14 protein-coding genes and 1 tRNA gene are annotated in these 12,011 nt (G+C 66.1%); 10 read left to right on the top strand and 5 right to left on the bottom strand.

Annotated elements, in window-relative coordinates:
* Positions 1–290: 290 nt before the first annotated feature.
* Both IEY88_RS34575 and IEY88_RS34570 read right to left on the bottom strand, forming a co-directional pair.
* Positions 291–764 carry an NUDIX hydrolase gene (locus tag IEY88_RS34575; protein WP_189159096.1) on the bottom strand — a complete coding sequence of 158 codons (474 nt, stop codon included), beginning with the start codon at positions 762–764 and terminating at the stop codon, positions 291–293.
* 11 nt (positions 765–775) lie between these two features.
* On the bottom strand, positions 776–1,519 hold the full coding sequence (locus tag IEY88_RS34570) for a DUF5919 domain-containing protein (protein ID WP_189159095.1): 744 nt from the start codon (positions 1,517–1,519) through the stop codon (positions 776–778).
* A 228-nt stretch (positions 1,520–1,747) separates the two neighbouring features.
* Here IEY88_RS34570 and IEY88_RS34565 point away from each other — a divergent pair, with 228 nt between their 5' ends.
* From IEY88_RS34565 to IEY88_RS34530, 8 genes are all read left to right on the top strand, one after another.
* Positions 1,748–2,131, top strand: a complete 384-nt coding sequence (locus tag IEY88_RS34565; RefSeq protein ID WP_373294247.1) for a plasmid replication, integration and excision activator — start codon at positions 1,748–1,750, stop codon at positions 2,129–2,131.
* Positions 2,132–2,154: 23 nt separating this feature from the next.
* Complete coding sequence (locus tag IEY88_RS34560) at positions 2,155–2,343, top strand: hypothetical protein (protein WP_229694045.1); 189 nt, start codon at positions 2,155–2,157, stop codon at positions 2,341–2,343.
* Entirely contained in the window at positions 2,343–2,603 is a 261-nt protein-coding gene (locus tag IEY88_RS34555; RefSeq protein WP_189159094.1) for a hypothetical protein, read from the top strand. Before IEY88_RS34560 ends, IEY88_RS34555 begins: the two co-directional genes overlap by 1 nt.
* Entirely contained in the window at positions 2,590–2,841 is a 252-nt protein-coding gene (locus IEY88_RS34550; RefSeq protein WP_229694044.1) for an AMED_5909 family protein, read from the top strand. The genes IEY88_RS34555 and IEY88_RS34550 overlap by 14 nt, the downstream gene beginning before the upstream one ends.
* A 324-nt stretch (positions 2,842–3,165) precedes the next feature.
* Complete coding sequence (locus IEY88_RS34545; RefSeq protein ID WP_308426036.1) at positions 3,166–4,743, top strand: FtsK/SpoIIIE domain-containing protein; 1,578 nt, start codon at positions 3,166–3,168, stop codon at positions 4,741–4,743.
* Positions 4,740–6,344, top strand: a complete 1,605-nt coding sequence (locus IEY88_RS34540) for a replication initiator (protein ID WP_189159093.1) — start codon at positions 4,740–4,742, stop codon at positions 6,342–6,344. Before IEY88_RS34545 ends, IEY88_RS34540 begins: the two co-directional genes overlap by 4 nt.
* Before the next feature lie 17 nt (positions 6,345–6,361).
* Positions 6,362–6,556: a helix-turn-helix domain-containing protein gene (locus tag IEY88_RS34535; RefSeq protein WP_189159092.1), complete on the top strand. Its 195-nt coding sequence runs from the start codon at positions 6,362–6,364 to the stop codon at positions 6,554–6,556.
* A gap of 14 nt (positions 6,557–6,570) precedes the next feature.
* Complete coding sequence (locus IEY88_RS34530; RefSeq protein ID WP_308426035.1) at positions 6,571–7,737, top strand: tyrosine-type recombinase/integrase; 1,167 nt, start codon at positions 6,571–6,573, stop codon at positions 7,735–7,737.
* A 74-nt stretch (positions 7,738–7,811) separates the two neighbouring features.
* Here IEY88_RS34530 and IEY88_RS34525 read toward each other — a convergent pair.
* A tRNA-Lys gene (locus tag IEY88_RS34525) sits at positions 7,812–7,887 on the bottom strand.
* Positions 7,888–8,099: 212 nt separating this feature from the next.
* On the opposite strand from IEY88_RS34525, the gene IEY88_RS34520 reads away from it, so the two are divergent.
* Both IEY88_RS34520 and IEY88_RS34515 read left to right on the top strand, forming a co-directional pair.
* Entirely contained in the window at positions 8,100–9,218 is a 1,119-nt protein-coding gene (locus IEY88_RS34520) for a serine hydrolase domain-containing protein (protein ID WP_189159090.1), read from the top strand.
* Positions 9,215–10,237 (top strand): serine hydrolase domain-containing protein, encoded by a 1,023-nt coding sequence (locus tag IEY88_RS34515; protein ID WP_189159089.1) that lies wholly within the window; start codon positions 9,215–9,217, stop codon positions 10,235–10,237. Before IEY88_RS34520 ends, IEY88_RS34515 begins: the two co-directional genes overlap by 4 nt.
* A 5-nt stretch (positions 10,238–10,242) precedes the next feature.
* Here IEY88_RS34515 and IEY88_RS34510 read toward each other — a convergent pair whose 3' ends face one another.
* Both IEY88_RS34510 and IEY88_RS34505 read right to left on the bottom strand, forming a co-directional pair.
* Positions 10,243–11,151, bottom strand: a complete 909-nt coding sequence (locus IEY88_RS34510; RefSeq protein WP_189159088.1) for a CobW family GTP-binding protein — start codon at positions 11,149–11,151, stop codon at positions 10,243–10,245.
* An 11-nt stretch (positions 11,152–11,162) separates the two neighbouring features.
* Positions 11,163–11,960 carry an LLM class F420-dependent oxidoreductase gene (locus tag IEY88_RS34505; RefSeq protein WP_189159087.1) on the bottom strand — a complete coding sequence of 266 codons (798 nt, stop codon included), beginning with the start codon at positions 11,958–11,960 and terminating at the stop codon, positions 11,163–11,165.
* Positions 11,961–12,011 lie beyond the last annotated feature (51 nt).

Raw genomic sequence — 12,011 nt, 5'->3', positions numbered from 1 at the left:
GCGCTGGTAGCGCATCACTCGTGTGCCTATCTAGAAGCAGAGCTGCGGGGGATGTCGGCGAATTTGGCGGCCTGGCCAGACGAAGGCGGAATTGTTCGAGACATACTGTGGTGGGCAGACATGACCACAGCGCCGGATGGTACTACGACAAACGTGCACGATAGGATTGACGAGATTCAGAAGCGGTACGGGTCAGAGGACCTAGTGACGTTCTTTGCCCTGCAGGCCAGGCCCGAGTTGGTTGCTGCAGTCGAGCGTACGGAGGAGCGGCTTCGTTTGGCGGGAGTCGACTACACCGCGAAGTAGGGCACTGATCGCTCCTCGAATCCGTGCTCGATTCGGAGTCGGATCGACGGGTGGATGTTGAGCGCGTCGAGGTCTCCACTGCTGACCCAGTGCACCTCGCTCGACTCATTGCTCGTCCGCAGCTCTCCGCCGATCAATCGCGCGCGGAAGCAGATAGAAAACTGCTGTCGTACCTCGCCGTCCGTGTAGGCGATGACGTGCTTGGGGTCGGAGTAGACGCCGATGATGTCGGTCGGCTGGACGTCGATCCCGGTCTCTTCCTTGACTTCGCGGATGACTGCCTGGCCGATGGTCTCCCCGACGTCCTGTGCTCCGCCGGGGATGGCGTAGAGGTCGTTGTCAGTGCGCCGGATCATCAGCAACCGGCCGTGCTCGTCCTGCACGAATGCGCTCACAGCCACGACGATGTTGGTCGCCTTCGGGGCGTGCGGGTCGTGGTAATGGTCGGTGCGGGGCACAGTGCGGCTCCTCAGAACGTTGCGCGCTTGGCGGAAGCCCAGACGGTCTCCAGGCTCTCGGAGTAGGTCTCGAACAGGTCTCCGGCTGACAGTCGCCGCAGATGCAGCGCGGGCGCATGCGCACCGGGGAACCCGTAGACGTGGGTATTGACGATCATCTCGTCGTCGAAGCGGAAGACCGAGTTGTAGAGCGTGGTCTTGTGCAGCCGGATCTCGATGTTGGGTACATCAACCAGCGGCCGGATGAAGGCCAGCGCGTTGCGGATACGTGCGGCCACGGTGCCCTTGCCGAGCTGCTCCTCCTCGGACCGCCTGGACGCCTCGCGGCCGGCCGGATCGCCGAACAGAAGCCGGACCTTCGCCCCGTTCTCGGCCTTCGCGCGTAGCTCCTTCGCGAACATCGGCCGCTCGACGAGGAACAGCGCTGCGAGTGACAGCACCTCGATGTGCTCGGTGGCGTCGCTGAGCAGCCGGTCCCACAAGTCCGCGGGGATGTTATTGCGGTGCGGGTAGACCTTCACGACCTCGGACTCGGCGATCTCGGCCTTGCGGTCTGCGGCTACCGCGTCGGGCCAGAGGTAGTGCTCGGTCTCGCGGACCATTGAGGCGATGGCGTTGCGGTGGCGCGGGTACGGGATGCGTCCCCTGGTGATCCAGCGTTCGACGGTCTTCGGGTCGACGCCGGTCGCGCGCGCCACGTGGTCGAGGCTCAAGCCGTTGCGTAGCAACGCTTCGCGTAGGCGGTCGTTGGCCATCTGCCCTCCCGAGGGATGACTAGGGACGACTTCAACGTAACAGAGACGTCCTCAGAAATCCCGCTGTGCGGTGCTTGCGTCCTCGTGTTTCGCCGAAAGTCGTAGGTGTCGAGAACGGCTGACAGCAGGTCAGGCGGCACAGACGACAGGAGCAAGACGATGGCGATCACAGGTGGGAGCAGGCTCCCGGCGGGTCATGACTTCGTGTTCCCGAGGGGCGCGCTCGTCATGGGCGTGGAACCGGTGCTGAAGTTCCAGTCCGCCGATGAGCGGGCTAAGGGCCTGCCGGTGGAGCAAGAGAAGGACAAGGAGACCGGCCTCCTGGTTTGGTCGGTTCTGGTGATCGATCAGGCGGCGGAGCGCAAGACGGACGCGGTGGTCACGGTGAAGATCTCCGCGCCTCATCAGCCGGTGCCGCCGGAGGCGATCCCCGGTACTGACGTGCGGCCGGTGGTCTTCGAAGGGCTGACGGTCACGCCGTGGATCGATGACAAGGGCTGCCGTGCCACGCACGCCGGTGAGCGTCACCGGTGCCGGGCGAAGTTGGGCTACAGCTTGCGGGCCTCCGGCATGAAGCCGGCTGTCAGCAAGCCTGCCGCCAAGGCCGCGTAATGCCGGACATGGTGCGGGTCCACGTGACCGCCGATCTCCCGATGCGTCCCCTCGCGATGCCGTTCGCCGACCGGGTCGAGCTGCGGTTCGGCAAGGCGTTCCCCGTGGTGCTCGTGGTCGACCGCGACGCGGTGCCCCGGCTGCGGGAGGTCCTGGACGAGGGGTGGAAGGCGCTTCAGGCGTCGGCTGCTCGGCAGGAAGGTGGGCAGTGATGGGCTTCAACGCCACCTGCACGCCTGGGCGTGACGCCGCTGCGGCGATGGTTCGCGTGACGCCGCAGGTTCCGGCGCTGGTCATCTACCTGGACCCGGTCAACATCGCGATCCAGCTCCCGCCGTTCCCTGGCGGGTCGGACGTACTGATGCGGTTCTGTCGGGAGCTGTCGCGTGAGGCGTCCAAGCTGGCGGATCACCTCGGCAGTCTGGAGGGACGTCACGCCCTTGCGGAGGGAGACCCTGATGTCCGCGGTTAAGGCCATGCATTGGGGCCTGGCTGAGCAGGTCAGGACGCTGAGCGAAGCACACGACGTGTTGAGCAAGCTGCTCCCCGACCCGAAGTCCAAGCCCGACGTGCTGAAGGACTACTACCTGCGCTCGGCCGCTATCTACGCGCGCGTCGCGGAGACCGACCGGAGTCATCACCACGAGGCTATGTACTGGGCGACTCGTGAGCGTGAGAAGGGCGAGGCGATTCAGCTCCGCAAGAGCTGAGTAAGTCCTGTTTGGACAGATTGCGTGACTCTGCTGGGTCACGTGGCGATGCCGCACGTCTTGTTGCGGCGCAAAGAGAACGTGAGACGCAGGAGCGGAACCCGGCTACCAACCTCGCCGCTCCTGCGTTGTCCACCCAACTCAGGAGTGAACAACGATGAGCGTAGAGCCTGAGCGCATTCGTGCGCTAGACGGGGCCACAAAGCAACTGCTGTGGGATCGAATGATCGCCAGCAAGCAGACCGTTTCCAGCTACGTCGTCATGCTCGACGGCGGCTCGTTGGAGACGATGGAACTCACGGCCGCACAGGCTGAAGGCTTCGAGTGTTTGACCTGCAAGGCGCAGCACACCGCCGGTGCGGGAGCGTTCCAGCCTGTTGGGCGCATCCCGAGCGTTGGCAGCGTCTTTCAGTGCGTCGCGTGCTCGGTTGGTGCGCGATGAAGGGCAACCGTTGGATCGATCCCGCACCGTTCGAGGGCGCTCGTCCGCAGGTTCCTTGGTGGGTATGGCTTCCCGGTTGGGTCAAGCTCGTACTCGCGCCGGTCGCACTGGTGTGGCTGACGGTCCGTCTGGCCGTAAAGCTCACCGCGCTGGCCATCCACTATCCGGTTGTGGCGACGGTTGGCCTCGGGGGCTACGTCGCCTATCGGCAGTTCGGACTGTCTCCGCTGGTCTTGGCTCTGCTGTCGCTCGTGTGCGCCCTGACCGTCTGGTATGGCCTTGATCGGGCGTCGTTCCTGCGGCACGGCTGGTATCGGCTGCTGACCGAATGGCGGCGGCTCACGGTCTACGTGCCGCAATGGCGCACCGTGATGCGGCTCGCCGAGCTAGCGAAGGAAGTCCGCGGGAAGGAGTACCTCCCGAAGCTGCGCCGAGTCCGGTCCGATGGGTGGCGGGACAAGGTCCGGGTGCGGATGATCCCCGCGCAGTCTCCGGAGCAGTGGGAAGCGCGTCGGGACAACCTGGCGCACTCGTTCAACGCCCGGTCTTGCCGGGTGAGGGTGCTCAAGCCGCGCGTGCTTGAGCTCGACTTCATCCACGCTGACCCGCTGTCGCGTCCCGTGGTCGTGCCGCAGCTCGCCAACGCTGGTGAGGTCGACCTCAGGCGTGTGGTCGTCGGCCGTACCGAGACCGGGAAGCCCTGGCGGTTGAAGCTGCTTGGGTCGCAGGTGCTCGTGGTCGGCGTACCTGGCGCAGGTAAGGGCTCGGTGCTCTGGTCGATCGTGTGGCAGCTCGCCCCGGCTATCAAGGCGGGCATGGTCCGGCTCGTTGGGATCGACCCCAAGGGCGGCATGGAGCTTGGGCAGTGCCCGGACGCTTTCGAGAAGGTCGTTTACGACAACGGGCCTGAAGCTGTTGTCCTGCTTGAAGAAATCGCCGCTGAGGTCAAGGAGCGCGCCACCCGCTACCGGGGGATTCGACGGCTTTGGGCGCGCAGCACGGGTGAGCCGTTCACGGTCCTGATTGTGGACGAGCTGGCGGACCTGATCGCGTACCAGCCGGACCGGACCCTCCGCGAACGTGCGACGCGGGCCGTTCAGACCATCACCTCGCAGGGACGTGCTCCCGGCTACGCCGTTGTCGGCTTGGTCCAGGACCCGCGCAAGGAGGTGGTCTCCTTCCGGCACCTGTTCACCACTCGCGTTGCGCTGCGGCTCGATGAGCCGGTCCAGGTCGACATGGTGCTTGGGGACGGTGTTCGGCAACGCGGTGCGGCGGCTCATGAGATCAGCGAGAACACGCCTGGTGTCGCCTGGCTCAAGGAGGACGGGCAGCGCGAACCCGAACGCGCGCGGGCCTTCCACGTCACGGACGCGGACCTGGTCGAACTGGGGGTCTACCTCGCTCCGGCCACCGTCCACGAGTTCCCCGAGCTGACTGACGGGAGGGCTGCCGCATGACCGAGTACCTGAACCGCTCGGAGCGGATGAAGCAGCCGGCCGCGCTCGATATCGCTCGTGCTGTCGCAGAGGAACACGGCGTGTGTGTTCGGCCGCTGGCCAAGGAACGGATCGACCTCGACACCGGACGCGTGGACATCGTGCCCGTGCCGTGTGGGTCGACGGTCGCGAGTGTGTGCCCGACATGCGCTGAGAAGAACCGGCGTCTGCGGATGGCGCAGTGCCGCGAGGGATGGCACCTGACCAGCGAACCGGACTTCACGCCGAACGCCCCGAGCAACGAAGAGAGGGAACTGACTGAGTACCGGGCTGACCTGGTCAAGGCCTTCCGCCTGGCCCTCGATGAGGGAGATGAGGTCGGCGCGGAGGAGGTAAGGGAAGAGGTCGCGGAGGTCGACGAAGAACTTCGGCAACTCGGAGTCCGCGGCTCACTCCCCTCTCTGGAAGTCCCGCTCAAGGCTATGCGGAAGCGGTCGACCAGGCGGCGTCAGGACGCTCCGAACCTGCCTCGCCGGCCGGTCAGCAAGCGCACCGTTGGCAAGGTCTTCGGCGGCAAGTACCAGCCCTCGACGTTCCTCACGCTGACGCTCGACAGCTACGGCAAGGTGCGTAGCGACGGCACGCCTGTTGATCCCTCGCAGTACGACTACCGCCGTGCTGCGCGGGACGCTGTGCACTTCGCGGCGCTGCTGGACCGGTTCGTGGAGAACCTTCGGCGCTGCGTCGGCTGGGAGGTCCAGTACTTCTCTGCCGTCGAACCACAGCGGCGGCTCGCTCCGCACTGGCACGCGGCGGTCCGAGGAAGCATCTCCCGTGCAGAGCTGCGGGCGGTCGCTGAGGCCACCTATCACCAGGTCTGGTGGCCAGTGCACGATGAGATCAAGTACAGCGGCGACAACCTGCCGGTGTGGGACGTCCGGGCCAAGGGCTTCGTGGACCCGCAGACCCGAAGGGCCTTGCCTACCTGGGAAGAAGCCCTCGATGAGGTCGAGCGACCAGCACACGTGGCGCGGTTCGGGGTGCAGGTGCACTCCAAGGGCATCCTCGGCGGAACCGAAGAGGCCGGCCGCCATATCGGCTACCTGACGAAGTATCTGACCAAGAGCATCAATGAGTGCTTTGAGGCGCAGACGGCCCGGCAGGAAGACCACGCTGAACGCCTCTGCGCTGAGCTCGCGGTCACGCCTTGCTCGCCGCAATGCGGGCTGTGGCTGCTGTACGGCGTCCAGCCTCGTGGGGCTCGGCTGTCGACGGTGCCGGGCAAGTGCAAGGAGAAGGCGCACAAGCGGACCACGCTCGGCGTTGCTGGGCGGCGGGTGCTGGTGTCGCGGAAGTGGTCCGGGAAGTCGCTCGCTGACCACAAGCACGACCGCAAGGCGTTCGTTCGGCAACTGCTGGCCGATGTCGGGATCAAGCCCGATGACCAGCCACAACGCCTCGTCTGGAACAACGTCCAGCCCGGTGACCCGAACGTGCCGCCACGGGCGCACCTGCTGTTGAGCGCCGTCGCAGAGCGCCGCAGGTGGAAGGCCGAATACACAGCTGCGCTGCTGGCATCTGCCGGACCTCCGGGGAGTTCGGCAACTCCACAAGCTGCTTGATCTAGGGGGAGAACATCATGGACGCACAACAGTTTGAGCCACTGTGGACAGTCGGCGACGTCGCACTCTTCTTGAACGTCCCGGTCCACACGCTCTACGGCTGGCGAACGAAGAACTACGGCCCGCCTGCTCGGCGCATTGGCAAGCACCTGCGGTACCTGCCGTCCGAGGTGCGGAGCTGGTTCGAGCACCTGCTTGAGGAGGCGGCCTGATGGGACGTCCGCCTTTGGACATCGGCACGTACGGCGCGATTCGTTGCTATGAAACGGATTCAGGCTGGCGTGCGACCACGAAGTATCGCGACTACGACGGCAAGACGCGGCCGGTCGAGCGGTGGGGGAAGACCAAGAGCGCTGCAGAGCGGAGCCTCAAGAAGGCACTCGCCGAGAGGAAGGGACCGTCCGGCAGTTCGCTGACGCGTGAGAGTCGGTTCAAGCAGGCCTTGGACCAGTGGTTCACGAAGTTCCAGGCGCTTGCTGACGCTGGGAAACGGTCTCCGAGCAGCGTCGACACGTACCGAAGCATCATGGATCGGCACGTGCTGCCCGGCCTTGGTGAACTGCGGATTCATGAGATGTCGGTGGCGCGGATCGACGCCTTCCTGAGCGCGTTGTGGCGGTCGGTCAGCGTGGACACGGCGAAGACGGCTCGCTCGGTGATTTCGGGGGCTCTGCGGATCGCTGTCCGGGACAAGGCGCTCGACACGAACCCGGTCAGGGAGGTGGAGCCGCTGGAGGCCGGCCGCAAGAAGAGTCCGCGGGCGCTCACGCTGGAAGAGCGAATTCTCTGGCTGGAGATGCTGGAGTCTGATCCGAAGGCCGTGAAACGGGATCTGCCTGACCTCTCGCGCTTCATGATGGCCACGGGCGTTCGCATCGGTGAGGCGCTGGCCGTCTACTGGGAAGACGTCGACTTCGAAGCCGGCACGGTCGCCGTGAACTACACGGTCATCCGGGTCAAGGGCGTCGGACTGATCCGGAAGTCGACCAAGACGGAGGCTGGTGAGCGCACCCTCCTGCTTCCTCAGTGGGCGCTCGACATGCTGCGGCGGAGACACAAGGCCACCAGCTTCCCCAACGGGCCGGTCTTCCCGGATGCCCTCGGTGGGCTCCGTGACCCGTCCAACACCCGGAAGGACCTCCGGAAGGCGAGGGGCGGGGACGAGTTCGCGTGGGTGACCTCGCACGTCTTCCGGAAGACGGCGGCGACCATCCTCGATGACTCGGGACTCTCTGCGAGGCAGGTCGCTGACCAGCTCGGCCACGCTCGGCCGTCGATGACGCAGGACACCTACATGGGCCGCAAGACGGTCGACCGGCGGGCTGCTGACGCTCTGGAAGGGGCGCTCGGAGAGCCCAAAGAAGATCAGGCGGAAGACGACGAAGTTGAGTGACCAGCAGTTTTGTATGGGTTAAGTGTGGGGAGGGTCCACCGATGCGAAACCCCCAGGCCTGTGACCTGGGGGTTTGGTGGGCCGCCAGGGACTCGAACCCTGAACCCGAAGATTAAAAGTCTCCTGCTCTGCCAATTGAGCTAGCAGCCCTCGTCGGCACAGCCTACCGATCTCCACCTCCGCATGTCCTCCGGGTTCCCACCTCGACGAGGTGGTCCTCGCGGAAGAACAGACCACCAGGCTCAACGAGGTGTTCGGTATTGAGGTAGAGCCTGCTCCACCCCGAGAACGGAAGTGTGCGTGACTGCGGCAACCCCTCAGCGATTGGAAGTCTGTCCTCACCACGGCAAGGGGAGGCACGGATGAAGAAGACGCTGGTAGGCGTGCTGGCAACGGCCATGTTGTTCACGGGAACGGCGATGGCCGCGCCGCCGAGCGATGTTCAGAAGCAGCTCGACGGGCTGACGAAGCAGCACGAGTTCCCTGCGGCGCTCGGGGCCACGACTGACGCTGACGGCAGGACCACGGCCTACACGTCGGGCACGTCCGAGCTGGGGAAGCGGGTGCCGGTGCCGAAGAACGGGCGGGTGCGGGCCGGCTCCAACACCAAGGCGTTCGTGGCCACGGTGGTCATGCAGCTCGTGGGGGAAGGCAAGGTCGAGCTCGACAAGCCGATCAACCACTACCTGCCCGGCGCGATCAAGGACGACCGGATCACGGTCCGGCAGCTGCTCAACCACACCAGTGGGCTCGCGAACTACACGAACTACATGGGACTCGACAAGTTCGAGGAGCAGCGGCACCGTTACTTCGAGCCGCGCGAGCTGCTCGACATCGGCAACGCGCACCCCGTCACCAACCAGCCGGGTGAGAAGTTCAAGTACAGCAACACGAACTACGTGCTGCTCGGCCTGTTGATCCAGAAGGTCACCGGCCGTCCGGTCGCTGAGAACGTCGACCAGCGCATCATTCGGAAGCTGAGTTTGAACGACACCTACTGGCCTGGCGTCGGCGAGCAGGGGATCCGCGGCAAGCACGCGCACGGGTACGCCAAGACCGGCAACGGCATCGAGGACGTCACCGAGCTGGACCCGTCGTGGGGCTGGGCGGCAGGCCAGATCATTTCCACCACCAAGGACCTGAACACCTTCTATCGCGGCCTGCTGAAGGGCGACCTTCTCAAAAGGGCTCAGCTGGACGAGATGAAGAAGACCGTCGACACGGCGGGCGAGATGTGGCCGGGCGTTGAGTACGGGCTTGGAATCGCCAGTGCGCCCTTGTCCTGTGGCGGTAGGTCGTGGGGTCACGGTGGCGACATCCACGGTTACGAGACGAGGGGCGGGGTCACCGACACGGGCCGGGCGTTCTCCGTTGCTGTGACGGCGTTGCCGGGTACTTTCCAGGACACGCCGGAAGAGGCCGGCAAGGCTCACGACGCGATGCTGGCCACTGTGGACGCTGCTCTGTGTGGTGCCAAGTGATTGCCGTCGCAGCGCTCACGGCGCTCACTCTCCTTGTCCCCCAGCAGCTCGACCAGATCGTCAAGGACGGCACGCCCGGTGTCGAGGCGCACCTGCGGGGCAGCGACCACGCCAGGGGAAACGCGCCGGTCAACGGGCGGGTGCGGATCGGCAGCATCACCAAGTCGTTCGTCGCGGTGGCTACGTTGCAGCTGGTCGCGGAGAAGAAGGTCGAGCTCGACAAGCCGGTCAACCAGTACGTGCCGCACGTCAAGGACAGCCGCATCACGGTGCGCCAGGTCCTGCAGCACACCAGCGGGTTGCCGGACTACGTGATCCAGGTCGGGGTGCCGAAGATCGCCGACATCCGGGACAGGTACTTCGCGCCGCACGACCTCCTGGACGCGGCCCTGGCGCAGCCGAAGAGGTTCGAGCCGGGCGAGAAGTACGAGTACAGCAACACGAACTACGTCGTCGCCGGGCTGCTGATCCAGAAGGCCAGCGGACGACCGGTCGGCGAGGCGATCGACAAGGTGATCGCCAGGGCCGGGCTGAAGGACACGTACTGGCCCGCCCAGGGTGAGCAACGCATCCGCGGCCGCCACGCCCAGGCCTACGCGCTGAGCGACCTGCTCGACCCGAAGTCGAAGGTGGTCAACGCGACGGAGATCGAGACGTCCGCCGCGTGGGCTTCCGGTGCGATGGTCTCCACGCCCCGGGACGTCGCCAAGTTCTACAACTCCCTGCTCCAGGGCAAGGTCCTGGACAAGCCGCAGCTCGACGAGATGCGCAAGACCGTCACCGTCGACGACAGGAGCGCCTACGGGCTCGGCATCGAGGCCACCAAACTCAGCTGCGGCGGGGTCTGGTGGGGGCACGGCGGGTCGATCCACGGGTGGGCGTCGCTCGGCGGTGCGACCGACGGCGGCAAGAACGCGGCGATCACGCTCACCGCGTTGCCCGGCACGTTCGGGGACGACCCCGCGAAGAAGTTCCAGCAGGTGTTCGACGTGATGGACACCGCGTTCTGCAAGAAGTAGTGACGTCAGCGGGCGTACCGGAGCACCCAGAGCATGTCCTGCTCGGTGACCGGTCCGTCCGCGGCGCACGCCAGCAGCCAGTCGGTCAGCGCTTCCGGATCGATGCCCGCCCCGATCAGCACCAGCTGCGTCGGGGCGTCGTCGACCGCGGTGAACGAGACGTACGCGCCGACGGTGTGCAGCATGAACGTGCCGAGGGGGAACCGCACGAAACCCTTGGCGCGGAACAGTCCTTCGGGACGCGCTGAAAGAAAGTCCATGAAAAGCTTGGGGTGCAACGGTTCCGCGCATTCGAACGACACGCTGTCGTACGAGGCGTGCGCGTGCGTTGAGTGGTCGTCCAGGTCGTCGAACGACAGCTGCCGCGGCCCCAGGTCCGGTGGCCGCACCTCGAACAGCAACGCCGGGTCGATCTGCCCGAAGGACACCGGCAGCACGGGAGCCGAACACGGCAGCGTCGGCAGCGAGGCGACGCGGTCGACCTTGTTCAGCACCACCAGGTCGGCCAGCGCGAGATCGCGTTCCAGGTGCGGCACCGCGTCCAACTCCACCGCGTCGGCCACGTAGATCAGCCCGCCGTACGACACCCCCGGCGCCTGCAACACCATCCGCACCATGGCCGCCGGCTCGGCCAGACCGGACGCCTCGATCACGATGACGTCCAGGTCCGCCGAGGCCAGCCGGGACAGCATCCCGTCCAGCTCGGTGCCGTCGACGGCGCAGCACAGGCAGCCGTTCGACAGCGACACCATCGAGTCGACCTGGGCCGAGACGGCGAACGCGTCGATGTTGATCCGCCCGAAGTCGTTCACCACGACGCCGATCCGCGTGCCGCCGGACGTGCGCAGCAGGTGGTTGAGCAGGGTGGTCTTGCCGGAACCGAGGAAGCCGGCGAGCACGACGACGGGGATCACGACGTCCGAGGCTAGCCGGTGAACTCCGCGTTGCGCCGCAGCACCTCGTCCACGGTGCCGTCGAACATCGGCGGGTAGATCACCAGCTCGTCCACGCCCAGGTCCTCGTACTCGCGCACGACCGCGGCGGTGAGCGGGACCTGCGCGGACACGCTGATCCGGAAGCCGGAAGGGCGCTGCGGGAACCGGGCCAGGTGGCCGCGGACGTCCTCGGGCGTGCCGATGCCGAACCAGCCCTGCCCGCGCGTCACGGCCCGCCGGAACGCGGACGGGCTGTGCCCGCCGACGACCACGCGCACGTTCGACGGACGGGGATGGGCGTCGATGCCGGAGAACGACACGAACTTCCCGGCGAACGACGGCTCCTCCGCGTGCCAGAGCTGGTCCATCGCGTCGAGGTACTCGTCGGTCCGCGCGCCCCGATCGGCGAAGGTCGCCCCGACCGCGGTCATCTCCGGTTCGAGGTAGCCCGCGCCGACGCCGAGCGTGAACCGGCCGCCGCTGAGCAGGTCCAGCGACGCCACCTGCTTCGCGAGCACGAGCGGGTTGCGCTGGGGCAGGATCACGATCCCGGTCGCGAGCTCCAAAGAAGAAGTGACTGCGGCCACATAACTCAGGTGGGCCAGCGGATCCACGATCACGGTGTCCGGTTCGGACGGTGACGGGTCGACGCGCGGTGACGGCAGCACCACGTGGTCGGACGCCCACCACGACCGGTAGCCGAGCGACTCGGCCAGCTGGGCGAGCCTCCTCGTCTCGTCGGGTCCCGCCGTGTCACCGATGTTCAGTCCCTGCACCCCGATGTCCATGGCCGGGGCAACCATCGATTTCCATCGATCATTCCCGAAAGTGCAACGGAA

This window comes from Lentzea pudingi (assembly GCF_014646255.1).
Lineage (GTDB): Bacteria > Actinomycetota > Actinomycetes > Mycobacteriales > Pseudonocardiaceae > Lentzea > Lentzea pudingi.
The sequence above is the reverse complement of the archived record's forward strand: the minus strand, read 5'-3'. Positions and strand labels throughout refer to the sequence as shown.

Excerpts from the sequence above, each read along its gene's own strand:
- IEY88_RS34570 (WP_189159095.1), bottom strand. The coding sequence starts at position 1,519 with ATGGCCAACGACCGCCTACGCGAAGCGTTGCTACGCAACGGCTTGAGC.
- IEY88_RS34565 (WP_373294247.1), top strand. The coding sequence starts at position 1,748 with ATGGGCGTGGAACCGGTGCTGAAGTTCCAGTCCGCCGATGAGCGGGCT.
- IEY88_RS34555 (WP_189159094.1), top strand. The coding sequence starts at position 2,343 with ATGGGCTTCAACGCCACCTGCACGCCTGGGCGTGACGCCGCTGCGGCG.
- IEY88_RS34550 (WP_229694044.1), top strand. The coding sequence starts at position 2,590 with ATGTCCGCGGTTAAGGCCATGCATTGGGGCCTGGCTGAGCAGGTCAGG.
- IEY88_RS34540 (WP_189159093.1), top strand. The coding sequence starts at position 4,740 with ATGACCGAGTACCTGAACCGCTCGGAGCGGATGAAGCAGCCGGCCGCG.
- IEY88_RS34535 (WP_189159092.1), top strand. The coding sequence starts at position 6,362 with ATGGACGCACAACAGTTTGAGCCACTGTGGACAGTCGGCGACGTCGCA.
- IEY88_RS34520 (WP_189159090.1), top strand. The coding sequence starts at position 8,100 with ATGAAGAAGACGCTGGTAGGCGTGCTGGCAACGGCCATGTTGTTCACG.
- IEY88_RS34505 (WP_189159087.1), bottom strand. The coding sequence starts at position 11,960 with ATGGACATCGGGGTGCAGGGACTGAACATCGGTGACACGGCGGGACCC.